Genomic DNA, 24,357 nt, shown 5'->3' on the forward strand with positions numbered 1-24,357 from the left:
CCCGGTCCGCCAGATGAAGCCGGAGTGGAGCGTACCGCGCAGCGGCAGTTTTCAGCGCCATGCCGGGGGCCACGGGGGGCGGGCGAAACGCCCCCTGTGCCGTTCACCCGCAGCGGGTTTGAGAATAGCGCCAGATTTACCGTGAACGGAATATTCCACGAAACTGGACGGAATATCCATACCACCAGCATCCAACGCGCTTATTCGCCCAAACCACCCTAAAGCCCGCCGATCAGGCGACGATCTGCTCCATCGCCTGCAGGATCCGCTTATCGGAAATCGGGTACGGGGTACCCAGCTGCTGGGCAAAGAAGCTAACGCGCAGCTCCTCAATCATCCAGCGGACCTCCTGCACGTCCTCATCGTCGCGCCGCGTCGGCGGCAGCTTATTCAACCACTGCTGCCACGCCTGCTGAATGCTCTCAATCTTCAGCATCTGCGCGCGATCGCGATGGGGATCGACGGCCATTTTCTCCAGCCGCTTTTCAATCGCCTGCAGATAGCGCAGCGTATCCCCCAGCCGGCGGAAGCCGTTGCCGGTGACGAATCCGCGATAGACCAGCCCACTCATCTGCGCCTTGATATCCGACAGCCCCAGCGCCATGGTCATATCCACGCGCCCTTTCAGGCGCTTGTTGACGTTGAACACCGCGGTCAGGATCTGCTCAACCTGTTTGGCAATCTCCACCACCGTATCGTTGAGCTCGGCGCGGACCTTCTCGTGCAGCTTCGCAAAACCCTCTTCGGTCCATACCGGCCCGCCCGCCTCGTCGATAAGCTTATCGACGCCGCAGGAGATGCAGTCGTCAATCAGATCCAGCACCTTACCGTAGGGGTTAAAATAGAGCCCCAGCTTGGCTTTATTCGGCAGCTTCTCGTGCAGATATTTAATCGGCGACGGAATGTTCAGCAGCAGCAGCCGCCGCAGACCGCGCCACATCGCCTGCTGCTGCTCGAGCGGATTGTCGAACAGCTTAATGGCGACGCTGTCACGTTCGTCCACCAGCGCCGGCCAGGCCTTAACCCGATAGTTGCCGCGCTTTTGCTCATAGCTTTCCGCCAGGGTGCCAAAGCTCCAGATATGCAGCCCGCTCTGCTCGATACCGTCATCGGCCACCGCGGAGAGCGTCTCCTGCACTTTCCCCTTCAGCGCGTCCTTTAACTCCTGCAGCGAACGGCCTTCTGCGAGCTTCTTGTTCTTATCATCCACCACTCGGAAGGTGATTTTTAGGTGATCGGGCACCTGATCCCACTGCCAGGCCTCGCGGTCGATGGTCACGCCGCTCATCCGCCGCAGCTCGCGCTCCAGCGAATCCAGCAGCGGCAGCTCCAGCGGCGTCGCCCGGCCTAAAAAGGCTTCGGCGTAGTTCGGCGCCGGGACAAAGTTACGCCGCACCGGTTTCGGCAGCGACTTAATCAGGGCGATAATCAGCTCCCGGCGCAGGCCTGGGATTTGCCATTCAAAACCGGCCTCCTCCACCTGATTGAGCAGCGGCAGCGGAATATGCACCGTCACCCCGTCGGCGTCGGCGCCCGGTTCAAACTGGTAGGTCAGGCGCAGCTTGAGGCTGCCCTGATGCCAGAAGTTGGGGTAGTCCAGCTTGCTGACCTGCTCCGCGCCCTCTTTAATCAGCATGCTCTTTTCAAAGTTGAGCAGATCCGGAGTCTCGCGGCTGGCCTGCTTCCACCAGTTGTCGAAATGGCGCGCCGAGATAACGTCATGGCTGATGCGCCGATCGTAGAACTCAAACATCGTCTCGTCATCGACCAGGATGTCGCGGCGGCGCGATTTGTGCTCCAGCTCTTCGATCTCTGTTCGCAGCTTGAGGTTATCGCGGAAGAAAGCGTGACGGGTCTGCCAGTCGCCCTCCACCAGCGCGTGGCGGATAAACAGCTCGCGGCACAGCGCCGGGTCAATCTGGCTGTAGTTCACCTTGCGGGCGGCAACGATCGGCAGGCCGTAAACGGTCACTTTCTCCGTCGCCATCACCGCCCCCTGCGCCCGCTCCCAGTGCGGTTCGCTGTACGAGCGCTTAATCAGATGCTGCGCCACCGGCTCCACCCATTCCGGGTCGATGCGCGCGGCGATGCGCCCCCACAGGCGGCTGGTTTCCACCAGCTCGGCAACCATGGTCCACTTCGGCGGCTTCTTAAACAGCCCGGAGCCCGGGAAGATCGAGAAGCGGGCGTTGCGCGCGCCGGTAAACTCCTGCTTGTCGGTATCCTTCATGCCGATATGCGACAGCAGCCCGGTCAGCAGCGCGGTGTGAATTTCGCGGTACTCCGCCGGTTCGCTATTGACCGGCAGGCCCAGCTCTTTCACCACCTGGCGCAGCTGGGTATAGATATCCTGCCACTCGCGCACCCGCAGATAGTTAAGAAAATCAAGGCGGCACTGGCGGCGGAACTGGTTCGACGACAGCGCCTTCTGCTGCTCGCCGAGGTAGTTCCACAGGTTGACGAAGGCGAGGAAGTCCGACTCTTTATCGTGGAAGCGGCGGTGCTTCTCATCCGAAGCCTGCTGCTTGTCCATCGGCCGTTCGCGCGGGTCCTGAATCGACAGCGCCGAGGTGATGATCATCGCCTCGCGCACGCAGCCGTGCTTTTGCGCTTCCAGCACCATTCGCGCCAGCCGCGGGTCAACCGGCAGCTGGCTGAGCTGGCGGCCCATCGGGGTTAGCTTATAGGCGGTCATCTGCTCGTCGGTGGTAATCGCCCCGAGCTCCTCCAGCAGGCGCACGCCGTCCTGGATGTTACGCTTGTCCGGCGCCTCAACGAACGGGAAGGCGGCGATATCGCCCAGCCCCAGCGCGGTCATTTGCAGAATAACCGACGCCAGGTTGGTGCGCAGGATTTCCGGGTCGGTAAACGCCGGGCGCGACAGGAAATCGTCTTCGGAATAGAGACGAATACAGATCCCTTCCGATACGCGGCCGCAGCGGCCTTTACGCTGGTTAGCGGAGGCCTGAGAAACGGGCTCAATCGGCAGGCGCTGCACCTTGGTGCGGAAGCTATAGCGGCTGATGCGCGCGGTGCCCGGGTCGATAACGTACTTAATTCCCGGCACCGTCAGCGAGGTTTCCGCGACGTTGGTCGCCAGCACAATGCGCCGCCCGCTGTGGGACTGGAAGACGCGGTTCTGCTCGCTGTTCGACAGCCGGGCGTAGAGCGGCAGCACTTCGGTATGCCGCAGGTTGAGCTTGTTGAGCGCATCGGCGGTATCGCGGATCTCCCGCTCGCCGCTCATAAAGATCAGGATATCGCCGGGGCTTTCATGGCCCAGCTCATCGACGGCGTCGAAAATCGCCTGCAGCTGATCGCGTTCGGTGTCGTCGGCCTCTTCCACGATCGGCCGGTAGCGAACTTCGACCGGATAAGTGCGACCGGAAACTTCGATAATCGGCGCGTGGTTAAAGTGGCGCGAGAAGCGTTCCGGATCGATGGTCGCCGAGGTGATGATGATTTTCAGGTCCGGACGCTTCGGCAGCAGCTCCCGCAGGTAGCCGAGCAGGAAGTCGATATTGAGGCTGCGTTCGTGGGCCTCATCGATAATGATGGTGTCGTACTGCATCAGCAGCCGGTCCTGCTGGATTTCCGCCAGCAGGATACCGTCGGTCATCAGCTTGACCATGGTGTTGTCGCTGACGTGGTCGCTAAAGCGCACCTTGTAGCCGATGCAGCCACCCGGTTCGCTTTGCAGCTCCTCGGCGATGCGGTTCGCCACGGTGCGTGCCGCCAGACGACGCGGCTGGGTGTGGCCAATTAAGCCTTTCACTCCGCGCCCGAGCTCCATGCAGATTTTCGGCAGCTGGGTGGTTTTACCGGAGCCGGTCTCCCCCGCCACAATCACCACCTGGTGGTCGCGCACGGCTTCGAGGATCTCCTGCTTTTTCTGGCTTACCGGCAGGTTTTCCGGATAGGTAATCGCCGGCCGCGCCGCTTCACGCAGCAGGACTTTCCCTGCCGCCGCCGCAATCTCCTGCGCCATCTCTCGCAGAATAGCCTGCTGGGATTCAGGATTTTTAACCTTCTTCACGCCGTGCAGACGGCGGGAAAAGCGTGACCTGTCGCGCAGCATCAGGCCATCAAGCTGCTGGAAGAGCTGGGGGAAGGTGAAAATGTGTTGTTCTGTCATAGCGTTATCGGGCAGTGCTCTGCCAGGAAAAATCTCTTTTGAAGTATTGCTGTAGATTACCACAGCTGATCATTTCATGCCTTGTTCAAAAAAACTGAACACTGAGTTCGATTTATTGCGCTTTCTCTGTGGCATGATTGTGAATAAAGTGTCAGCAAGCACCAGGGCATCGACCCGTCAATCTCATATAAGGAAACACCCATGAGCAAAGTATTAGTTCTCAAATCCAGTATTCTGGCAGGGTACTCGCAATCCGGTCAGCTGTCCGACTATTTTGTTGAACAATGGCGTGAAAAGCACGCTGAAGACGTTATCACCGTGCGTGACCTGGCAGCAAATCCGATTCCGGTACTGGATGGCGAACTGGTGGGTGCTCTGCGTCCGAGCGATGCGCCGCTGACTCCGCGTCAGCAGGAAGCGCTGGCGCTGTCCGACGAGCTGATCGCCGAGCTGCAGGCGCATGACGTGATTGTTATCGCCGCGCCGATGTATAACTTCAACATCCCGACTCAGCTGAAAAACTACTTCGACCTCGTGGCTCGCGCTGGCGTCACCTTCCGCTACACCGAGAAAGGGCCGGAAGGTCTGGTTACCGGTAAACGCGCCGTTGTTGTTACCAGTCGCGGCGGCATCCATAAAGATACCGCGACTGACCTGGTCACGCCGTACCTGTCGACCTTCCTCGGCTTCATCGGCATCACCGACGTGAACTTCGTCTTCGCTGAAGGCATCGCTTACGGTCCGGAAGTGGCGGCCAAAGCGCAGAACGACGCCAAAGCAGCCATCGATAGCGTGGTTGCGGCGTAATAGATTTTCACTCCCACCGCCCGGTGGGAGTTTTTTCTCCCCCTCACCCACTTTACGAGACGCCTCGTAACATCAGCAGCTCATTCAGTCAGCAAACCATTCAGCCTGTACGATAGCGCTCACGGCTTGAGGCAACCCGTCTCCGACCTGCGGGCACCCGCCTGACAGATTGCCGTAAAATTATGCATGGGTACCATGTAAATATTAAAGTGTACATGGTACCTTAACAAGGCGCGTACTCATGTGCTGTGCGATTGAATTTATCGAAACACCGCTGTTTACCCGGCAGATACAACAGCTTGCTACTGACGATGAGCTTCGGGCGCTGCAGAAAGAACTCATTGGCAATCCGGATGCCGGGGATATCATCCAGAATACGGGTGGCTTACGGAAAATCAGGATGGCGACAGGCTCTCAGGGGAAAAGCGGCAGCGCGAGGGTGATCTACTTCCTCGCAACCGCTGAGATTATCTATCTGGTTTTGGCTTACCCAAAAAGCACTAAAGATAGCCTGACCGATGCTGAAAAAGCGCAGCTCAAAAAACTAGCAAAACAACTGAAAAATGAGGTGTGATATGAGTTTTTTTGATGAGCTTCAAACGTCTCTCAAAGAAGCCGTGGATATCAAAAATGGCGATAAAGCCCCGGCCCGCGTGACTCGCTATGAGATTGCTGACGTGAAGGCCATTCGAGCGCGGCTGAACGTTTCCCAGACGGAAATGGCGCAAGCGCTGGGAACCAGCGTGGATACCATTAAAAGCTGGGAATCCAGACGACGCAACCCAACGGGGCTGGCGGCAAAAGTGCTGGCGGCGATTCAGGCGAACCCGGCGCTCTTTCAGGAGCTGGCTAAATATTAGGCCCTCCATGCCGGAGGGCTACCGCTCAGGATGATGATTTCGGCCGCAGGCTTTCGTCAAACTCCAGGCGCTTTCTCTGCGGTTCCACCTCTTTCAGCGGCTCCACCTGATGCAGCGTTTGCTGGCAGCGTTCGACCAGCACCTGATACTCCCGCGTCCCCTGCTTTTTCCACGCGATCTCCTGCTCGCTCAGGGTGCGAATCGCCTTCGCCGGGCTGCCGACGATCAGATGGTTGGCCGGCATCTCGGCTTTGGCCTTCACGAACGCCGAGGCGCCAACGATGCTGTTTTCGCCAATCGTCGCGCCGTCGATAATCACCGCGCTCATCCCCACCAGCGCGTTGCGGCCGATGACGCAGCCGTGGAGGATCGCTCCGTGGCCGATATGCCCGTCCTCTTCGACCACCGTATCCTGGCCGGGAAAGCCGTGCATCACGCAGTTATCCTGAATGTTAGCGCCGTCTTTCACCACGATACGCCCGAAATCACCGCGCAGGCTGGCGTTGGGCCCGACGTACACGCCTTTCCCGAGGATCACGTCGCCAATCAACACTGCCGTGGGGTGAACGTAGCTTTCATCGGGGACCACCGGGGTCATTCCGTCTATCTGATAAATCGGCATCGGCTCTCCTTAGGCGGCGGTCAGGCCGCCAAAACGTTGAAAATAGAGCGGCCCCGGCGTCGGCAGTTCGCCGACCGAGCTCTCCCCGTGCTCGCTCACGAAGGCCAGCGCGCCGGGGGCGACGCGTTGATAAATATTGATGCACAGCTGGCGCGCGGTCTGCCCCAGCCAGTGCGCCGGCAGCAGCTCCTCCGGCAGGAGCGGATCTTTGAGCACCACCCGACGATAAAAATGGATTAACAGCAGCTGGATTTGGAAGCAGCGCTCTGCGGTGAGCTCCGCGCTATCGACGTCGCGCAGCAGCGGCAGCAGCGGGCGAAACAGCGAAATAAAGGTTTCGTACATCGCGTTTTGCTCGGTCAGATGCCAGCACTCCTCGACGCGCGCGCGCAGCGCCGCCCGGGAGAGCGCCAGCGGAGAGTGCGCTTCAAAGCAGATGACGTTTTCCGCCACCCCCGCCTCGTGCAGCAGCGACTGGACGTCCGCCAGCTTCTGCGCCGGCGAGGCGAGCAGGCTCGGCGCGAGCGCGCCAAAACCCTGCCACAGAAGCTGCTTTTTCACCTCCGCCAGGGTGTTCTTTTCCAGCCCCTCGGAGAGCAGCAGCAGCCAGGTGCCGTCCCACTCCGGGGCGCCGGCGCGATAAATTTTGTGCTCCGCGCGGCGGGTCAGGCGCAGCCCCTTGTCGCTCAGACGATAGAAGCTGCGGCGGCCGATGCGCACCACGTCCAGCCACTCCTCCTTGTTGAGGCGAAACAGCGCCGTACGCACAAAACGCTCGCCGAACCCCAGCCCTTCGAGCAGGGCCGCCACGCTGCCGAGCCACACTTCGCCCCCGCGCTGCAGCAGCGAATCACCGTACAACGAGGCGATCAGCGAGGTCCCGCTAATCGGCATCGCCGTTACCGCCTGTTGAATAAAATTATCAAGCCTGCTCATCTGATTCATTCCGTTGCCGTTATTAGTCCATGACGAATCATAGCACAGGGAGCTCCCGGCAGGCGCGCGGCGTCCCGCCGGGGAGTTCATCGTCCGGCCGTGCCGGGAGGCGCTGGCCTAGCCGTTGGCGGCAACCTTGCGCAGGTCGAACACCCGGCAGGCTTTGCCTTCCGAGCGCGGGATGCTGCCGCAGTTGACGATGCTGATATCGGTGGAGATCCCGACCATCGACTTGATGCGGTGACGCAGTTGATGGCAGATCTGGCAGCGCTGTTCGTGGGTCAGCGACAGGCTGCTCTCTTTCAGCTCCACGCGTACCGAAAGTGAATCAAGATGGCCGCGGCGATTGACCTCCAGCTGGTAGTGCGGCGCCAGATGCTCCACCTTGAGGATCTCCTCCTCCAGCTGCGACGGGAAGACGTTGACGCCGCGAATGATCAGCATGTCGTCGCTGCGTCCGCTGATGCGATCCATCCGCCGCATGCTGCGCGCGGTGCCCGGCAGCAGGCGGGTCAGATCGCGGGTGCGGTAGCGGATCACCGGCAGCGCCTCTTTGGTCAGGGTGGTGAACAGCAGCTCGCCGTGTTCGCCATCCGCCAGCGGCGTGCCGTCGTGCGGGTTGACCACCTCTGGATAGAAATGATCTTCCCAGATGGTCGGGCCGTCGGCGGTTTCCAGACACTCCATCGCCACCCCCGGCCCCATGACTTCCGAAAGTCCGTAGATATCCAGGGCGGTGATCCCGAGACGGCGCTCGATTTCCGCCCGCATTGCCAGCGTCCACGGCTCGGCGCCGAATACGCCAACCCGCAGAGAGCAGCGGCTGGCATCGCCGCCCATCTGCCGCTCAAGCTCTTCAATCAGGTTCAGGCAGTACGAGGGCGTAACCATAATCATATCCGGCTGAAAATCGCGGATCAGCTGCGCCTGTTTTTCCGTCTGGCCGCCGGACATCGGGATCACCGTGGCCCCCAGACGCTCCGCGCCGTAGTGCGCACCAAGGCCGCCGGTGAACAGGCCGTAGCCGTAGGCAACGTGGATTTTGTCCTTCGCCGTGCCGCCCGCCGCGCGCAGGGAACGGGCGACGATGCTGGCCCAGGTATCAATATCGTTTTGCGTGTAGCCGACCACCGTCGGCTTGCCGGTGGTTCCCGACGAGGCGTGGATGCGCACAATCTGCTCCATCGGCACCGCAAAGGTATCGAACGGGTAGTTATCGCGCAGATCCTGCTTGGTGGTGCACGGGAACTTGCTCAGGTCGCTCAGCTCATGGAAATCGTCAGGATGCACCCCCGCCGCGTCAAACTTGCGGCGGTACATAGGAACATTGTCGTAAGCGTGTTTCAGCGTCCACTTCAGACGCTGGGTTTGCAGAGCCTGTAATTCGTCACGAGAAGCGTTTTCAATCGGATCTAATTTTGTATTAGTTATCATTTTAGGGTACTCGCAGGTAAATTAGCTCACACTCGCTCGAGGATCATGGCAATGCCCTGACCCACGCCAATACACATCGTACACAGGGCGTAGCGCCCGCCGCGGCGCTGCAGCTCCAGGCTCGCGCTCAGCGCCAGCCGGGCGCCGCTCATTCCCAGCGGGTGGCCGAGAGCGATGGCGCCGCCGTTGGGGTTAACGTGCGCGGCATCGTCCGCCACGCCCAGCTGTCTGAGCACTCCCAGCGCCTGGGCGGCGAAGGCTTCATTCAGTTCAATGACGTCCATATCGTTAATGTTCAGCCCCGCGCGCTCCAGCACCTTGCGCACGGCGGGCACCGGCCCGAGCCCCATCAGCCGTGGTTCAACCCCCGCCGTGGCCATCGCCACGATGCGCGCCCGCGGCGTCAGCCCCTGGGCCAGCGCCTGCTGTTCGCTGGCGATAATCAGCGCCGCGGCGCCGTCGTTAACTCCGGAGGCGTTTCCGGCGGTGACCACGCCGCCCTTGCGAAACGGGGTTTTAAGCTGTGAAAGCTGCTCCAGGGTGGTCTCCGCCCGCGGATGCTCATCGTCGCGAACGGCGCTCACCGCCCCTTTCTTGCCGATAATCTGTACCGGGACGATCTCCTGCGCCAGGATGCCGTTACGCTGGGCCTTCGCCGTCAGCTGCTGGCTGCGCAGAGCGAAGGCGTCCTGATCGGCGCGGCTAATATTTAACAACTCGGCTACATTCTCCGCCGTTTCCGGCATGCTGTCAGTGCCAAATTGCTGCTGCATGAGCGGGTTCACAAAACGCCAGCCGATGGTGGTATCAAACAGCTCCGCCTGACGCTGGTAAGGCGCGCTGGCCTTGCCCATCACAAACGGCGCCCGCGACATCGACTCTACCCCGCCGGCAATCATCAGGTCGGCGTCCCCGGCCCTGATGGCCCGGGCGGCAAAGCCAATTGCGTCCAGTCCGGAGCCGCACAGGCGGTTGATGGTGGTGCCGGAGATGCTCTGCGGGTAGCCCGCCAGCAGCGTCGCCATATGCGCCACGTTGCGGTTATCTTCTCCGGCCTGGTTGGCGCAGCCGAAAATCACGTCGTCAATGCAGCCGGGATCGAGGCGCGGGTTGCGGCTCAGCAGCTCGCGCAGCGGAACGGCGGCCAAATCGTCGGCCCGCACGCTGGCGAGTGCCCCGCCGTAACGGCCGATCGGCGTACGAATTCCGTCACAAATAAAGGCGTCGCGCATCAAACTTCTCCTGTGATTGTGCCGCCGATGCGGTGCGATTTACCGCGAAACAGGGCGACAATTTTCTGTTGTTGGTTAACGATGTCGATGTCGTAGACGCCGGTCAGTTTGCCCTGCTGCCTGACCCGCGCGGTGGCGACCAGCCGGTCGCCGGCGAAGGCCGGGCGCAGAAAGTCGATGCTCGCCGCCGAGGCTACCGCCGCCAGCCCCTGGCTGTTGCAGGCGTAGGCAAAAGCGGTGTCGGCGAGGGAAAAGAGCTGCCCGCCGTGGCAGGTTTGATGGCCGTTAAGCATGTTCGCCGCGACGGTCATGGTCATCTGCGCGTAGCCTTCGTCCATCTCAATAATGTCGATCCCCAGCGTTTGGGCGCAGGTATCGAGTTCGTACATCGCGCGCGCGTTGCGCCAGGCCTTATCGTTCATGATGCATCTCCAGCAGCGCCTTCTGGCGCAGTAGCGAACAGGGGCGATAGCGCTCCTCGCCGTAGTGCTGCTGGAGGTTTTCCAGCAGGTGCAGCACCCGGTTCCAGCCCAGTCGGGCGCCCCACGCCAGCGGACCGTGCGGATAGTTCACCCCGAGGCGCATCGCGGTGTCGATATCCGCCGGCTCGGCCACCCCTTTCTGCACCGCATCCAGCGCTTCATTTACCAGCATCGCCACCGTGCGCCACACCAGCAGCCCCGGATAGTCGGCAATCTGCAGCACCTTTTTGCCCTGCTGCTGAAAATAGTGCACCGCTTTATCGGTAGCCGACTGCGGATTAGACTCCGCGCTCGCCAGCACCACCGTCTCCCCGGCGCTGTGGTCATAGACCACTACCGGACGGCCGTACTGGGCGCTCAGGGCCTCGGCGGTTTGGCCTTCGGTCTCCATCAGCAGCAGTTCGTCAAGCTCAGTGACAGCGTCACTTTTACGGCGAATTTTCAACGCGCCTGCCGGGTCGGCCACCGCGCTGAGGGTCAGTTCCGTCTCGGTATCCAGCGGCCAGCGGTAGACGCCCTGCCCGCTCTTTTTGCCCAGACGCCCGGCCAGCGCCAGCTCCTGCTGTAGCAATGAAGGAAGAAAGCGCCGGTCCTGCCAGAAGGCGTTGAATACCGAACAGGTCACCGCAAAGTTGACGTCCTGGCCGATCAAATCGGTCAGCGCCAGCGGCCCCATCGGGAAACCGCCGCCGTCGCGCAGCGCCGCGTCAATGACCTGCGCGGGAGCGACCTGCTCCTCCAGCGCGCGCCAGGCTTCGGCATAGAACGGGCGCGCGACGCGATTGACGATAAACCCGGGCGTTGAGCGGCAGCGCACCGGCTGCTTGCCCCACGCGGTGACGCATCGGCACAGCTGTTCGACCACCTCCGGCGAGGTGGCCAGGCCGCTGACCACTTCCACCAGCTTCATCACCGGCGCCGGATTAAAGAAGTGCAGCCCGGCAACACGCTCCGGGTGCTTAACGTCGGCGGCAATCGCGGTAATCGAAATCGAGGAGGTGTTGCTGGTGAGCAGCGCTGAGGGCGAGCAGATCTCCGCCAGCTGGCTGAACAGCGCTTTTTTGACCTCAGGACGTTCGGAAGCCGCTTCAATCACCAGCTGCGCCGGCGCCAGCGCGGCCAGCTCCGTCGTCGGCACGATACGGGCCAGCAGCGCCTCGGCCTGCTCTGCGGTCAGCCTGCCGCGCGCGACGCGCGAGGCCAGCCGCTGGCGAATACCGTCCACCGCGCGGGTTAGCGCATCGGCGGCGATATCGTAAAGCAGCACCTGATGCCCGGCGCCGGCGGCAACTTCCGCAATCCCTGAACCCATGGTGCCGCCGCCGATCACGGCGACGAGATGCAGTGTTGTGCTCATAGGCTATTTCCCGCTGAACTGTGGAGGACGTTTGGCGAGGAAAGCGCTTACGCCTTCGCGGTAGTCGGCGCTGCGTCCGGCCATGCGCTGGTAGTCGCGTTCCAGGTCAAGCTGGGCATCGAGGCCGTTGGTTTCCGCGGCCAGCAGGGCTTGCTTAATCAGGCCGAGACCAAAGGTCGGCTGCGCCGCCAGATGGCGGGCCAGCTGCAGGCTGGTGTCCGCCAGCTCGGCGTCTTCCACCAGCTGCCAGATCATCCCCCACTGGGCGGCCTGTTCGGCGCTGAGCTTCTCGCCCAGCAGCGCCAGCCCCATCGCCCTGGCGCGTCCGGCAACCCGCGGCAGGAACCAGCTGCCGCCGCAGTCGGGCACCAGCCCGAGCCTGCTGAAGGCCATCACGAAGCTGGCGGATCGCGCGGCGAGTACCATGTCGCAGCCCAGCGCCAGCGTTGCCCCGGCCCCGGCCGCCACGCCGTTAACCGCCGCAATCACCGGCTTCGGCAGCGCCGCCAGGCGACGCACCAGCGGATTATAGAAACGCTCCACCGACAGCCCCAGATCCGGCGCCGGGCCGCTGGGGTCAACGTTGCGGTCGTTAAGATCCTGGCCGGCGCAAAATCCGCGTCCGGCGCCGGTGATCAGCAGGCAGCGCACGCTGTCGTCGCGCTCGGCCTGGGTCAGGCACTCGGCGAGCTGCTGGTGCATCAGGTCATTAAAGCTGTTCAGGCGATCCGGACGGTTAAGGGTAATCGTCATCACGCCCTGTTCTACGGTGCTGAGAATAAAAGCTTCCACCATTAGCGTCCTTTAAATTGCGGGGTACGTTTTTGTAAAAAGGCGTCGATGCCTTCGCGCCGATCTTCCGTCGCGCTGAGCAGCGTAAACAGCTGGCGCTCCTGCTGGAGCCCGGCCTGCAGCCCTACCTCCTGCGACTGGCGCAGCGCCTGCTTCGCCGCCCGCAGCGCCAGCGGCGAGTGGCGGGCTACGGTGGCGGCCAGCCTGAGGGCATATTCATCGGTTAAGGCCGGCGGATAGATATCGCTCACCAGCCCGGCCTGCTGCGCTCGCCGGGCGTCGATGGCTTCGCCGCTCAGCACCATGCGGCTGGCCAGCGCCTTACCGACGCAGCGGATCAGCCGCTGGGTGCCGCCCGCGCCGGGCATCATGCCGAGGGTGATTTCCGGCACCCCGAAGCGGGCGTTATCCCCCGCGACCACGAGGTCGCAGAGCAGCGCCAGCTCGCAGCCCGCGCCGAGGGCGTAGCCGTTCACTGCCGCAATCAGCGGTTTCGGGAAGGCGTCAATTCGCGCCCACAGGCGGGGGCGAATATCATCGAACGTGGCCGGGAGATCTTTTTCCGCCATTTCGTTCAGGTCGGCGCCGGCGGCAAAGAAGCGCTGGCCGCCGCTAATCACGCAGGCGCTCACCTCCGGGTCGGCCGCCGCGGCTTCCAGCGCCTCGGCAAGCAGCGTCAGCAGCGTATTATTGAGCGCATTGCGCGCCTGCGGCCGGTTGAGGGTCAGATGCAGCACCCGCTGGTGGCGGGTAATCAACAGTTCGCTCATGCCATCCCCCGGGCGTCAAAATCCACCACCACGTCGCCGCTGGTCGGCAGCGCCTGGCAGCTGAGCACGTAGCCGGCCGCCAGCTCGTCCGCTTCGAGGCTGTAGTTTGCCGCCATCGCCACTTCCCCGCTCAGCACCTTGCATTTGCAGGTGGCGCAGACGCCGCCTTTACAGGCGAACGGCAGATCCGCCCCCTGGCGCAGCGCCGCGTCGAGAATGCTGTCATCCTCCGCGCTGAGGGCCACCAGCCGGTCGCGGCCGTCCTGACGAATGGTGACGGTGCGGCCCTCGGCCTGCACCCCGGTCGCGCGCTTAACGCTGCTGCCCGGCGTATTAAAACGCTCAAGATGAATGCTGTTCGCCGCCATCCCGAGCTCACCCAGCGCGGCCTCAGCGTCATCCATCATCACCGCCGGGCCGCAGATAAAGGCCTCGTCGAAGCGGCTGAAGTCCAGCAGCCGGCCGGAGAGCGCGCGCAGCTTAGCGCCATCGATGCGCCCCTGCAGCAGGTCGCTGTCCATCGACTCCTGGCTAAACAGGTGCACCACCTGCAGCCGCTGCGGATAGCGGTCTTTCAGGTCCGCCAGCGCCTGGCGAAACATCATGCTGTGGCTGCTGCGGTTGCCGTAGATCAGGGTGAAGCGGCTTTGCGCTTCGGTGGCGAGCGTGGCGCCAATAATCGCCATCATCGGCGTTATGCCGGAGCCGGCGGCAATCGCCAGGTATTCGCCGCGCCGTTCGGCCTGCGGCTGGTAGCCAAAATGGCCCTGCGGAACCATCACCTCCAGGGCCATGCCCTGGTGGATATCGTTCTGCGCATAGCGGGAGAAGCGGCCGCCGTCGATGGCCTTTACCGCCACGCTGATTTCGGCCGGGGAGCGGCTGCGGCAGATGGAGTAGCAGCGCCGCAGCTCTTCCCCGCCGAGGCGGGCTTTTACGGTCAGGTGCTGGCCGGGACGGAAGGCATACTCGGTCTGCAGCGCGTCGGGGATCGCAAAGGTAATGGTCACCGCATCGCGGGTTTCCGGCTCCACTCTCGCGACGGTAAGCGAATGAAACGTCGTCATGGCAACCTCAAATACATTTAAAGTAATCAAAGGGTTCGCGGCAGCTGTCGCAGCGGTAGAGCGCTTTGCAGGCCGTGGAACCGAATTCGCTAATCAGCGAGGTGTGGACGCTGCCGCAGCGCGGGCAAACCACCTCCTGCGGCATATCGGCGTGGCAGGCGTGCCCCTGCGGCGGGCTGATCCCGTACTGGCGCAGGCGCTCGCGGGCCGCCTGATTCATCCAGTCGGTGGTCCACGGCGGGTCAAGCTGCAGGACAATATGCACCGGCGTGTAGCCGTGGCGGGCCATCGCCGCGCGGATCTCGCCCAGCAGATGCTCCGTTGCCGGGCAGCCAGAGTAGGTCGGCGTAAAGCCAATCACCCAGCCCTCGCCGCGCGGCGCCACGCTGCGCACCATCCCGAGGTCGGTAATGGTCAGCACCGGCACTTCCGGGTCGGGGATCTCGCTGAGCAGGGCCCAGATAGCGTGCACGTCGGCGGGGGCGATCGCGGTCAGTCGTTGCATAGCCACCTCCTGCTACCACTGCTGGCCGGGATAGGCGCGCTGCAGATACTGCATCTCCGCGAGCATCGGTCCGAGGTGTTCGCTGTGCAAACCCTGCTTGCCGCCGCTGCGAAACGCCGCTTCCTGCGGGATCTGCAGACCCGACTCCAGCAGCGCGGTATGCACCGTGCTCTGCCACGCCCCCTGCAGCTCGCGCGGGTCAACGGCAATTCCCTGCTCGACCAGGCTCAGCTCCAGCGCGTCGGCCATAAATAGCTCGCCGGTAAAGCGCCACAGGCCATCAACCGCCTGCTGCATTTTTTGCGCGGAGAGCGGCGTGCCGTTGCCCAGACGTTCGAGCCAGCCGCGGCTAAAGCGCAGGTGGTAGCGCACCTCCTTCAGCCCCTTGGCGGCGATCGCGGCAATTTGCGCATCGCGGCTCTCTACCAGCCGGGTGAATAGCGCCACGTGCCAGGCGTCTATAAAGAACTGGCGGACGAGGGTGTCGGCGAAGCTGCCGTTCGGCTGCTCCACCAGCAGCAGGTTGTGAAACTGGCGCTCGTCGCGGCCAAAGGCGAGAGTGTCTTCGTCCCCGCTTCCCGCCAGCTCCGCCGCGTAGGTAAGGAAGTTACGCGCCTGGCCGAGCAGGTCGAGGCCGATATTGGCCAGCGCCAGGTCAATCTCCAGCTCCGGCGCGTGGCCGCACCACGCCCCCAGGCGCTGGGCCAGCACCAGGCCGTTATCGCCCAGACGCAGGGCATAGGTTGCAACGGGATTCAGGTTATTCATCGCTGCCTCACATATGTTCCATGCCGTCCGGCACGCTGTAGAAAGTGGGATGGCGGTAGATTTTGCTCTCCGCCGGGTCAAAGAATTCGCCGCGCTCTTCCGGCTGCGAAGCGATGATTTCGCTGGCCTTGACCACCCACAGCGAGCAGCCTTCGCTGCGGCGGGTGTAGACGTCGCGGGCGTTCTCCAGCGCCATCTGGTCGTCGGCGGCATGCAGGCTGCCGACGTGGCGGTGCGAAAGTCCCTGTTTGCTGCGGACAAAAACTTCATATAACGGCCAGTAAACGTTGCTCATGTGGTGCTCCTTACGCCGCGTCGCGGGAGTGTTGTTTTTGCGCGTGGGCCAGCGCGGCTTCCCGCACCCATGCCCCCTCTTCCCAGGCTTTACGCTTGGCGGCCAGCCGTTCGTGGTTGCAGATCCCGCGGCCGCTAATGACCTCGTTCAGCTCCTGCCAGTCAATCTCGCCGAAACGGTAGTGGCCGCTGGCCTCGTCGAAGCGCAGCTCGGCGTCCGGGACGGTCATTCCGAGCAGCTCGACCTGCGGCACGGTGTTGTCGACAAAGCGCTGGCGCAGCTCATCGTTGGAGTGCAGCTTGATCTTCCACGCCATGCTGCGCGCGCTGTTGGGCGAGCTGTCATCGCTGGGGCCAAACATCATCAGCGCCGGCCACCAGAAGCGGTCGATCGCGTCCTGCAGCATCCGCCGCTGTTCGTCGCTGCCCTGGGCCAGCACCATGCAGGCTTCAAACCCCTGGCGCTGGTGGAAGCTCTCTTCCTTACAGATTTTGACCATCGCCCTGGCGTACGGGCCGTAGGAGGTGCGGCACAGGGCCACCTGATTGACGATGGCGGCGCCGTCCACCAGCCAGCCGATCACGCCGATATCCGCCCAGCTCAGCGTCGGGTAGTTAAAAATAGAGGAGTACTTCATCCGCCCGTCGAGCATCTTCTGATAGAGATCTTCCCGGGCGCAGCCGAGGGTTTCCGCCGCGCTGTACAGATAGAGGCCGTGGCCGGCCTCATCCTGCACTTTAGCCAGCAGGATCGCCTTGCGGCGCAGCGTCGGGGCGCGGGTGATCCAGTTCCCTTCCGGCAGCATGCCGACAATTTCGGAGTGCGCATGCTGGCCAATCTGGCGGATCAGCGTCTGGCGGTAGGCGTCGGGCATCCAGTCCTGCGGTTCGATGGCCGTATCCTGCGCGATGCGCTGGTCAAAGCGTTGTTCTTCTGTCACGTCATCACCTTTATGATTCCTGTAAATTCAACAAATCAATTTTTGTGAATCACATTGTTTTATAAAAGTTACACTCTGGTTAAATAAAACCACAAATTTTGTTTGTCTTTTTTGTGACGATCGCCGCAAAACATTCCACTAACAGCGTAAATACAACAACATACGGCACGAGCTCACGACATCATCGATCACAATGTTAATAAATTATTAAATATAGGCTTGCATTTAATGATTCATAAAATAACTATTTATAGATATTTCACGTAACACATCTGGAGATTCGCGATGCAGCAGTTAGCCAGCTACTTATCCGGCGCCTGGCAGACCGGCCGGGGCCGCACCCGTACTATTCACCACGCCATCAGCGGCGAAGCGCTGTGGGAAGTCACCAGCGAAGGGCTGGATATGGCGCAGGCGCGCCGCTTTGCCATCGAGCGCGGCGGCAAAGCGCTGCAGGCCATGACCTTTATTGAGCGCAGCGCGATGCTCAAGGCGGTGGCCAAACACCTGCTGGAGCACAAGGCCGACTTCTATGCTATTTCGGCGCAAACCGGGGCGACCCGCACCGATAGCTGGGTCGATATCGAAGGCGGCATCGGCACGCTCTTTACCTACGCCGGACTGGGCAGCCGCGAGCTGCCGGACGATAATCTGTGGCCGGAAGATGAGCCGATCCCGCTGTCAAAACAGGGAGGCTTCGCCGCCCGCCACGTGCTGACCTCAAAGTCCGGCGTGGCGGTGCATATCAACGCCTTCAACTTCCCCTGCTGGGGGATGCTGGAGAAGCTGGCGCCAACCTGGCTGGCCGGGATGCCGGCAATCGTCAAGCCGGCTACCGCCACCGCCCAGCTGACCCAGGCGATGGTGCAATCCATCGTTGACAGCGGCCTGGTGCCGGAAGGTGCCCTCAGCCTGATTTGCGGCGGCGCGGGGGATCTGCTCGAGCGTCTCGATAGCCAGGACGTGGTGACCTTCACCGGCTCCGCCGCCACCGGCCAGCAGCTGCGCGTGCACCCGAACCTGGTGGCGAAATCCATCCCCTTCACCATGGAAGCCGACTCGCTGAACTGCTGCGTGCTGGGGGATGACGTCACGCCGGAGCAGCCGGAGTTCGCGCTGTTTATTCGCGAAGTGGTGCGCGAAATGACCGCTAAAGCCGGGCAGAAATGTACCGCTATCCGCCGGATCATCGTGCCGCAGGCGCAGGTCAGCGCGGTGAGCGAGGCGCTGATCGCCCGCCTGGAGAAGGTGGTGGTGGGCGATCCGGCGCAGGAAGGGGTCAAAATGGGCGCGCTGGTGAATAGCGACCAGCGCCGGGACGTGCAGGAGAACGTCAATAAGCTGATTGCGGCCGGCTGCGAAATCCGCCTCGGCGGCCGGGCGGACCTCAGCGCCGCCGGGGCCTTTTTCCCGCCAACGCTGCTGTTCTGCCCGCAGCCGGATGAAACCCCGGCGGTGCACGCCATCGAAGCCTTCGGCCCGGTAGCGACCCTGATGCCGTACCAAAACCGCGAGCACGCCCTGACCCTCGCCCGGGCGGGTGAAGGCAGCCTGGTGGGGACGCTGGTCACCGCCAGCGGCGAGCTGGCGCGATCGTTTATTCTCGGCGCCGCCCGCTGCCACGGGCGTATTCAGATCCTCAACGAAGAGTCGTCCGCCGAGTCTACCGGCCACGGCTCTCCGCTGCCGCAGCTGGTTCACGGCGGCCCGGGACGCGCCGGAGGCGGCGAAGAGCTCGGCGGCCTGCGCTCGGTGAAGCACTACATGCAGCGCACGGCGGTTCAGGGCAGCCCGACCATGCTGGCCGCTATCTCCAGACAGTGGGTTCGCGGCGCGCAGGTGGCCGAGGACCGCATTCATCCGTTCCGCAAATATTTCGAAGAGATCCAGCCTGGCGACAGCCTGCTGACGCCGCGCCGCACGCTGACCGAGGCGGATATCGTCAATTTTGCCTGCCTGAGCGGCGACCACTTCTACGCCCACATGGATAAAATTGCCGCCGCCGAGTCGATTTTCGGCGAACGGGTGGTGCACGGCTACTTCCTGATCTCCGCGGCCGCCGGGCTGTTCGTCGATGCCGGCGTCGGGCCGGTTATCGCCAACTACGGCATGGAAAATCTGCGCTTTATCGAGCCGGTGAAGCCGGGAGACACCATCCAGGTACGCCTGACCTGCAAGCGTAAAACGGTCAAACGCCAGCGCACGGCGGAAGAGAAAGCCACCGGCGTCGTCGAGTGGGCGGTAGAGATATTTAACCAGCACCAGCAGCCGGTGGCGCTCTACTCCATTCTGACCCTCGTCGCCCGCCAGCACGGCGACTTCCCGGCCTGACGGCAAAACGCCCTCCCCATCGCCCCGGGTCATGGCCGCAGCGCCCTCCCGGGGCATAACTGGCAAATCTGACAAACAACCTGGCAAGAGCAAACAAACGCCTGATGGCCCGGCGCTGATAGCCTAGTGCTACTGAAGCCGACTTTCGCAGCGGCAAGGCACAACACAACAATAAGACGAGGTCACAATGGCAAACGGCTCGATCCTTTCCCCGCGTAAAACGGCTTTGGCCCTGGCTGTCGCCCTGTTTTGCGCCTGGCAAACGCCGGTACTGGCGCACGGTAGCGAAGCGCATATGGTCCCGATGGACAAGACGCTGCAGGAGTTTGGCGCCGACGTGCAGTGGGACGACTATGCCCAGATGTTTACGCTGATCAAAGACGGCGCCTATGTCAAAGTGAAGCCCGGCGCCAAAACGGCCATCGTCAACGGCAAGCCGCTGAACCTGCAGGTTCCGGTGGTGATGAAAGAGGGTAAAGCCTGGGTTTCCGAGACCTTTATTAACGACGTATTCCAGTCCGGCCTCGATCAAACCTTCCAGGTTGAAAAACGCCCCCACCCGCTCAACTCCTTAACCTCGGCAGAAATCAGCGAAGCGGTCACCATCGTCAAAGCGGCGCCGGAGTTCCGGCCGAATACGCGCTTCACCGAAATATCCCTCCACGAGCCGGACAAGGCGGCGGTGTGGGCCTTTGCGCTGAACGGTACCGCCGTAGACGCGCCGCGTACCGCCGACGTGGTGATGCTCGACGGTAAGCACGTTATCGAAAGCGTGGTCGATTTACACAACAAGAAGATCCTCTCCTGGAAAGCGATCAAAGACGCCCACGGCATGGTGCTGCTCGACGATTTCGCCAGCGTGCAAAACATCATCAACGCCAGCGATGAGTTTGCCGCGGTGCTGAAAAAGCACGGCATCACCGATACCAAAAAGGTGATCACCACCCCGCTGACCGTCGGCTACTTTGACGGCAAAGATGGCCTGAAACAGGACGCGCGGCTGCTGAAGGTGGTGAGCTATCTGGATACCGGCGACGGCAACTACTGGGCGCACCCGATTGAGAACCTGGTGGCGGTGGTCGATCTCGAGCAGAAGAAAATCATCAAGATTGAGGAAGGTCCGGTGATCCCGGTACCGATGGAGTCGCGCCCTTACGACGGCCGCGACCGCGTGAAGCCGGCGGTGAAGCCGCTGGATATCACCGAGCCGGAGGGCAAAAACTACACCATCACCGGCGATATGATCCACTGGCAGAACTGGGATTTCCACCTGCGCCTGAACTCGCGCGTCGGGCCGATTTTGTCCACCGTGACCTACAACGATAACGGTAAAAAGCGTCAGGTGATGTACGAAGGCTCCCTCGGCGGGATGATTGTGCCGTACGGCGATCCGGACGTCGGCTGGTACTTTAAGGCCTATCTCGACTCCGGCGATTACGGCATGGGCACCCTGACCTCGCCTATCGTGCGCGGCAAGGACGCGCCGGCCAACTCGGTGCTGCTGGATGAAACCATCGCCGACTACACCGGCACGCCGACCACCATTCCGCGCGCCGTGGCGATCTTTGAACGCTATGCCGGGCCGGAGTACAAACATCAGGAGATGGGCCAGCCCAACGTCAGCACCGAGCGTCGCGAGCTGGTGGTGCGCTGGATAAGCACCGTCGGCAACTACGACTACATCTTTGACTGGGTCTTCCACGAGAACGGCACCATCGGCATCGACGCCGGCGCCACCGGCATTGAGGCGGTGAAGGGCGTGTTGGCGAAGACCATGCACGATCCGAGCGCCAAAGAGGATACCCGCTACGGGACGCTGATCGACCATAACATCGTCGGCACCACCCATCAGCATATCTACAACTTCCGCCTCGATCTCGACGTTGACGGCGAGAACAACAGCCTGGTGGCGATGGACCCGGAAGTGAAGCCGAATACCGCCGGCGGCCCGCGTACCAGCACCATGCAGATTAACCAGTACGCCATCGATACGGAACAGAAAGCGGCGCAGAAATTTGACCCAGGCACTATCCGCCTGCTGAGCAACACCACGAAAGAAAACCGGATGGGTAACCCGGTGTCGTACCAGATAATCCCTTACGCCGGCGGGACGCATCCGGTGGCAACCGGCGCCAAGTTTGCCCCCGATGAGTGGATCTATCACCGCCTGAGCTTTATGGATAAACAGCTGTGGGTCACCCGCTATCATCAGGAAGAACGCTACCCGGAAGGCAAATATCCGAACCGTTCGATTCACGATACCGGCCTTGGTCAGTACGCAAAAGATAACGAGTCGCTGGACAACCACGATGACGTGGTGTGGATAACCACCGGCACCACCCACGTGGCGCGCGCCGAAGAGTGGCCGATTATGCCTACCGAATGGGCCCACGCACTGCTGAAGCCGTGGAACTTCTTCGATGAAACCCCAACCCTGGGCGAGAAGAAGAAGTAGACGCTGCTCTGCTGAAGCAACACGGCCTGGCGCCGCCGGGGCCCTCTCCGGCGGCGTTTTTGCGTCTCAGGCTTCGCCGCTGTTCCATGACTGAACCTTGAAACGCAGCCTGCCTGAAATCCCCGGCACCGAGGGCCGCTTAGTGCCGCCGGCGTCAACGGTCACGCTTTCAACCGGGATCGTAACCTCGCAGGCGGCATCGGCGGTGAGCTGCGGGTCGAGCACAATATCAGCGCTGGAATATCCGCTATCCTGCCACGCATATTTTATCCTCCATGCCCCGCTGTCGTCCGCCGGCGGCACGATTTCAAGAATCAGCGAGTTACGAAACAGATATCCGCCCTCAAAGTGCTCATTGAACCAGAAGCGTTTATCAATTTCATAATCCGGGATCTTGACCCCGAGTATCAGGCTGTAGGCCAGCGAGCGCCGGGTTTTCTGCACCCGCGCGCGTTTCGACAAAAAGACGCTGGAGAGGTATTGCGAAGATGAGCCTCGCTGATTCCACTCTTTCTGCGTCAGGCAGGCAACGGAGTCCTCTTCCGAGACCCGGCGGGTTAACGACCAGGGCTTACCTCGCGGCGAGGCAATCGCTTCTACCTGATAAATGGCGTCAATTTTCGTCGCATCCCCGCCCGCCGCTTTCACCGCCGCATCGGGAAGGCGAATGTCGCTGAGATCCAGCCATATATCCACCCGAACGTCGCCAAAAAGAAAGCGCGACAGGTTCTGAAACGCCTCCTCGCTATTCACGATGCCGAAATAGCCGGAGTGCGCGCGATAGGTGAAGGCCTTGGCGCAGGGCGCACCGATGGAACCGTCGTCATTCAGGCCGTTCAGCGTCGCATTCTCAATTTTTACCAGACCATCGCTGCCGTTGCCGACGAAGGTTCGCGATAGCCCGGCGGCCACGTCGTAATCCATGCGGTTGGTGCCGACCATCGTGAAGATACGCGACGATGCGAGGCGGGATTCGGGTATCAAATCAACCCGCTGATAGCGGGCGTAGGCCTGCTGAAGGTCGAGATACTGCGCCATGCGATCGCGGCTAAAGTTGGTGACGCTGCTCTGCCACGGCAGATCGGGAATATTGATGCCGGCAAAATCAATCCCGTTATGCGGCGTCGCGTAGGTAAAAAACTTATCGACGCTTTTCGCCATTCCCTGAGGATCAAGCGCCGCATTTTGCAGGAAAGCGCGGCACACCAGCCCTCCCATCGAGTGGGCAACCAGATAGCAGCGAAAATCGGCCGCAGCCTGCACGCCGCTGTTTGGATTATCCAGCAGCAGCTGCCTGACCTGTGCCAGCAGGCTGGAAAGCCCCGCAGCCGCCGCCAGGATGTCCGGGGTGCTGCCGGAGCCCAGCAGCGTCGAGGCCTCGTCGTAATAGCGATAGACGATCACCGATTTGTCATCCAGCGTATTGCCGGTGGGTTTTCCCATCGGGTCGAGCGCCCAGCCCGCGTCGGTGATATCCAGCCCCTGCTCAAAAACATCGCTGTAGCCAAACTCCGATGCCAGGCGAATAACGGGTGATTCAAAATAAAACTTTCTCGGCCGCTCTTTCTGACTCGCCGAAGCGCGCAGCATCGTTGAGCCAAGATTAAAACCATTAAACGGATCTGCTGTCGTCTCATTGATCTCGCGCTGGGTCATGGCATAACCGCGAACATAGATAATGGGATAAAAAGGCGCTTTTTTATTTGTCATTTTATTTTCCTGACCGCATTTAATTATTATCAGGGATGTCGCGAGAGCCCGTAGAGCCCCTTAAACTTGTCGCTTGTGGCTGAGGTGACCAGCACTGACCATGAATAATGAAATAGGTTAACTTTCGATGGCCAGGCTCCACGATTGCCCTCGACAGTCCACAAAATACCGTCAGCATACCGCTGCACGATACCGACGTGGCCTTGCCAGGCCGTCTCCTTCACCTTGCTGGGGTCAACCCTTAGCCAGCAGATAATATCGCCCGGCTGCGGCGGGTTGCTCAGCGAGGGAGTATAGGAATAGCCCAATGATTTCATTTTGTTATGCAGCGCCTGCGCCGAAGTTTGATAGCCAAATAGCGGCTCCGCGCCCAGCGCCTGGCTAAAACAGTAGCTGACAAACGCGGCGCACCAGCTTTGTCCCTGCTTCCCGTAGCCGGCGAAATACCTTTTAATATCAGGGCCGTAATTGTCAGACGCTCCTTCACCCTGTCCGACTTCCGCCAGCGCTATCTTAAGCGCCGCCTGGCCGGTTTTGCTGCCGCCCGTCACCGGCGGCAAGGACGGCGGCTGTGCGTGTGGCACGATCCCGCTATGCTTACCCAGCACCGCATCCAGCGCCCAGCGGGTATGGGGACCGACCTTACCATCGACAACCAGCGGCTGGCCGGAGGCGTCAACGTTGGCAACCTGAAATGCTTCTACCGATTTTTTTACCAGCGCATCAAATTTATTACCTGGGGCCAGGCCAAATAATAGCTTTCGTAGATCGTCAACTAATTTCGCTACCGCAATACCTTCATCACCCATCTTTAACATAAAACCTCCGTCGAGCTTTTGATGTTATTAAGCAGAATAAA

At 61.6% G+C, this 24,357-nt stretch carries 21 protein-coding genes; 5 read left to right on the forward strand and 16 right to left on the reverse strand.

Features of this window, described 5'->3' with window-relative positions; all coding sequences use genetic code 11:
• Positions 1-232 precede the first annotated feature (232 nt).
• Complete coding sequence (gene hrpA / locus M2416_RS00005) at positions 233-4,135, reverse strand: ATP-dependent RNA helicase HrpA (RefSeq protein WP_259221359.1); 3,903 nt, start codon at positions 4,133-4,135, stop codon at positions 233-235.
• 201 nt (positions 4,136-4,336) lie between these two features.
• On the opposite strand from hrpA, the gene azoR reads away from it, so the two are divergent.
• From azoR to nadS, 3 genes are all read left to right on the forward strand, one after another.
• Positions 4,337-4,942 (forward strand): FMN-dependent NADH-azoreductase, encoded by a 606-nt coding sequence (gene azoR / locus M2416_RS00010; protein ID WP_041145278.1) that lies wholly within the window; start codon positions 4,337-4,339, stop codon positions 4,940-4,942.
• A gap of 241 nt (positions 4,943-5,183) precedes the next feature.
• Positions 5,184-5,516, forward strand: coding sequence for a type II toxin-antitoxin system RelE/ParE family toxin (locus tag M2416_RS00015; RefSeq protein WP_041145277.1), 333 nt, complete (start codon positions 5,184-5,186; stop codon positions 5,514-5,516).
• A 1-nt stretch (position 5,517) separates the two neighbouring features.
• The gene (nadS, locus tag M2416_RS00020; protein ID WP_041145276.1) at positions 5,518-5,802 is read left to right on the forward strand and encodes a NadS family protein; all 285 of its coding nucleotides are present in this window, start codon (positions 5,518-5,520) and stop codon (positions 5,800-5,802) included.
• 25 nt (positions 5,803-5,827) lie between these two features.
• Here nadS and paaY read toward each other — a convergent pair whose 3' ends face one another.
• The 13 genes from paaY to paaA all read right to left on the reverse strand — a co-directional run bounded on the left by paaY (position 5,828) and on the right by paaA (position 17,002).
• A complete protein-coding gene (gene paaY, locus M2416_RS00025; protein ID WP_041145275.1) occupies positions 5,828-6,424 on the reverse strand; it encodes a phenylacetic acid degradation protein PaaY in 597 nt (198 codons plus the stop codon).
• A gap of 9 nt (positions 6,425-6,433) precedes the next feature.
• On the reverse strand, positions 6,434-7,360 hold the full coding sequence (gene paaX / locus M2416_RS00030; protein ID WP_259221375.1) for a phenylacetic acid degradation operon negative regulatory protein PaaX: 927 nt from the start codon (positions 7,358-7,360) through the stop codon (positions 6,434-6,436).
• A 117-nt stretch (positions 7,361-7,477) separates the two neighbouring features.
• Complete coding sequence (paaK, locus tag M2416_RS00035) at positions 7,478-8,794, reverse strand: phenylacetate--CoA ligase PaaK (RefSeq protein ID WP_259221377.1); 1,317 nt, start codon at positions 8,792-8,794, stop codon at positions 7,478-7,480.
• A 26-nt stretch (positions 8,795-8,820) separates the two neighbouring features.
• A complete protein-coding gene (gene pcaF / locus M2416_RS00040) occupies positions 8,821-10,026 on the reverse strand; it encodes a 3-oxoadipyl-CoA thiolase (protein WP_259221378.1) in 1,206 nt (401 codons plus the stop codon).
• Positions 10,026-10,448, reverse strand: coding sequence for a hydroxyphenylacetyl-CoA thioesterase PaaI (gene paaI, locus M2416_RS00045; RefSeq protein WP_259221380.1), 423 nt, complete (start codon positions 10,446-10,448; stop codon positions 10,026-10,028). Before paaI ends, pcaF begins: the two co-directional genes overlap by 1 nt.
• Entirely contained in the window at positions 10,438-11,865 is a 1,428-nt protein-coding gene (gene paaH, locus M2416_RS00050) for a 3-hydroxyacyl-CoA dehydrogenase PaaH (RefSeq protein ID WP_259221382.1), read from the reverse strand. The genes paaI and paaH overlap by 11 nt, the downstream gene beginning before the upstream one ends.
• Before the next feature lie 3 nt (positions 11,866-11,868).
• Entirely contained in the window at positions 11,869-12,657 is a 789-nt protein-coding gene (gene paaG / locus M2416_RS00055) for a 2-(1,2-epoxy-1,2-dihydrophenyl)acetyl-CoA isomerase PaaG (protein WP_237373779.1), read from the reverse strand.
• 2 nt (positions 12,658-12,659) lie between these two features.
• Positions 12,660-13,427 (reverse strand): 2,3-dehydroadipyl-CoA hydratase PaaF, encoded by a 768-nt coding sequence (gene paaF, locus M2416_RS00060; RefSeq protein ID WP_259221385.1) that lies wholly within the window; start codon positions 13,425-13,427, stop codon positions 12,660-12,662.
• Positions 13,424-14,494, reverse strand: coding sequence for a 1,2-phenylacetyl-CoA epoxidase subunit PaaE (paaE, locus tag M2416_RS00065; protein WP_259221387.1), 1,071 nt, complete (start codon positions 14,492-14,494; stop codon positions 13,424-13,426). Before paaE ends, paaF begins: the two co-directional genes overlap by 4 nt.
• 7 nt (positions 14,495-14,501) lie before the next feature.
• The gene (paaD, locus tag M2416_RS00070) at positions 14,502-14,999 is read right to left on the reverse strand and encodes a 1,2-phenylacetyl-CoA epoxidase subunit PaaD (protein ID WP_076945451.1); all 498 of its coding nucleotides are present in this window, start codon (positions 14,997-14,999) and stop codon (positions 14,502-14,504) included.
• Between the two features lie 12 nt (positions 15,000-15,011).
• On the reverse strand, positions 15,012-15,767 hold the full coding sequence (gene paaC, locus M2416_RS00075) for a 1,2-phenylacetyl-CoA epoxidase subunit PaaC (RefSeq protein WP_134525754.1): 756 nt from the start codon (positions 15,765-15,767) through the stop codon (positions 15,012-15,014).
• 7 nt (positions 15,768-15,774) lie between these two features.
• Positions 15,775-16,062 carry a 1,2-phenylacetyl-CoA epoxidase subunit PaaB gene (paaB, locus tag M2416_RS00080; protein ID WP_041145265.1) on the reverse strand — a complete coding sequence of 96 codons (288 nt, stop codon included), beginning with the start codon at positions 16,060-16,062 and terminating at the stop codon, positions 15,775-15,777.
• Positions 16,063-16,072: 10 nt separating this feature from the next.
• Entirely contained in the window at positions 16,073-17,002 is a 930-nt protein-coding gene (paaA, locus tag M2416_RS00085; RefSeq protein WP_076945449.1) for a 1,2-phenylacetyl-CoA epoxidase subunit PaaA, read from the reverse strand.
• Positions 17,003-17,287: 285 nt separating this feature from the next.
• Here paaA and paaZ point away from each other — a divergent pair, with 285 nt between their 5' ends.
• Together paaZ and tynA are read left to right on the forward strand one after the other, a co-directional pair.
• A complete protein-coding gene (paaZ, locus tag M2416_RS00090) occupies positions 17,288-19,333 on the forward strand; it encodes a phenylacetic acid degradation bifunctional protein PaaZ (protein ID WP_259221399.1) in 2,046 nt (681 codons plus the stop codon).
• A gap of 187 nt (positions 19,334-19,520) precedes the next feature.
• Positions 19,521-21,788, forward strand: coding sequence for a primary-amine oxidase (gene tynA, locus M2416_RS00095; RefSeq protein ID WP_259221402.1), 2,268 nt, complete (start codon positions 19,521-19,523; stop codon positions 21,786-21,788).
• 66 nt (positions 21,789-21,854) lie between these two features.
• On the opposite strand, the gene M2416_RS00100 is transcribed toward tynA, so the two are convergent.
• Positions 21,855-23,498: an esterase/lipase family protein gene (locus M2416_RS00100; protein WP_259221403.1), complete on the reverse strand. Its 1,644-nt coding sequence runs from the start codon at positions 23,496-23,498 to the stop codon at positions 21,855-21,857.
• Between the two features lie 29 nt (positions 23,499-23,527).
• Positions 23,528-24,316 (reverse strand): CHAP domain-containing protein, encoded by a 789-nt coding sequence (locus M2416_RS00105; protein WP_259221405.1) that lies wholly within the window; start codon positions 24,314-24,316, stop codon positions 23,528-23,530.
• Positions 24,317-24,357: the final 41 nt, after the last annotated feature.

The sequence above is a fragment of the Klebsiella sp. BIGb0132 genome, assembly GCF_024810075.1.
GTDB lineage: Bacteria > Pseudomonadota > Gammaproteobacteria > Enterobacterales > Enterobacteriaceae > Klebsiella > Klebsiella terrigena.

Coding starts and splice junctions, on each gene's coding strand:
- hrpA (WP_259221359.1), bottom strand. CDS start 4,135: ATGACAGAACAACACATTTTCACCTTCCCCCAGCTCTTCCAGCAGCTT.
- azoR (WP_041145278.1), top strand. CDS start 4,337: ATGAGCAAAGTATTAGTTCTCAAATCCAGTATTCTGGCAGGGTACTCG.
- M2416_RS00015 (WP_041145277.1), top strand. CDS start 5,184: ATGTGCTGTGCGATTGAATTTATCGAAACACCGCTGTTTACCCGGCAG.
- nadS (WP_041145276.1), top strand. CDS start 5,518: ATGAGTTTTTTTGATGAGCTTCAAACGTCTCTCAAAGAAGCCGTGGAT.
- paaY (WP_041145275.1), bottom strand. CDS start 6,424: ATGCCGATTTATCAGATAGACGGAATGACCCCGGTGGTCCCCGATGAA.
- paaX (WP_259221375.1), bottom strand. CDS start 7,360: ATGAGCAGGCTTGATAATTTTATTCAACAGGCGGTAACGGCGATGCCG.
- paaK (WP_259221377.1), bottom strand. CDS start 8,794: ATGATAACTAATACAAAATTAGATCCGATTGAAAACGCTTCTCGTGAC.
- pcaF (WP_259221378.1), bottom strand. CDS start 10,026: ATGCGCGACGCCTTTATTTGTGACGGAATTCGTACGCCGATCGGCCGT.
- paaI (WP_259221380.1), bottom strand. CDS start 10,448: ATGAACGATAAGGCCTGGCGCAACGCGCGCGCGATGTACGAACTCGAT.
- paaH (WP_259221382.1), bottom strand. CDS start 11,865: ATGAGCACAACACTGCATCTCGTCGCCGTGATCGGCGGCGGCACCATG.
- paaF (WP_259221385.1), bottom strand. CDS start 13,427: ATGAGCGAACTGTTGATTACCCGCCACCAGCGGGTGCTGCATCTGACC.
- paaE (WP_259221387.1), bottom strand. CDS start 14,494: ATGACGACGTTTCATTCGCTTACCGTCGCGAGAGTGGAGCCGGAAACC.
- paaD (WP_076945451.1), bottom strand. CDS start 14,999: ATGCAACGACTGACCGCGATCGCCCCCGCCGACGTGCACGCTATCTGG.
- paaC (WP_134525754.1), bottom strand. CDS start 15,767: ATGAATAACCTGAATCCCGTTGCAACCTATGCCCTGCGTCTGGGCGAT.
- paaB (WP_041145265.1), bottom strand. CDS start 16,062: ATGAGCAACGTTTACTGGCCGTTATATGAAGTTTTTGTCCGCAGCAAA.
- paaZ (WP_259221399.1), top strand. CDS start 17,288: ATGCAGCAGTTAGCCAGCTACTTATCCGGCGCCTGGCAGACCGGCCGG.
- tynA (WP_259221402.1), top strand. CDS start 19,521: ATGGCAAACGGCTCGATCCTTTCCCCGCGTAAAACGGCTTTGGCCCTG.
- M2416_RS00100 (WP_259221403.1), bottom strand. CDS start 23,498: ATGACAAATAAAAAAGCGCCTTTTTATCCCATTATCTATGTTCGCGGT.
- M2416_RS00105 (WP_259221405.1), bottom strand. CDS start 24,316: ATGTTAAAGATGGGTGATGAAGGTATTGCGGTAGCGAAATTAGTTGAC.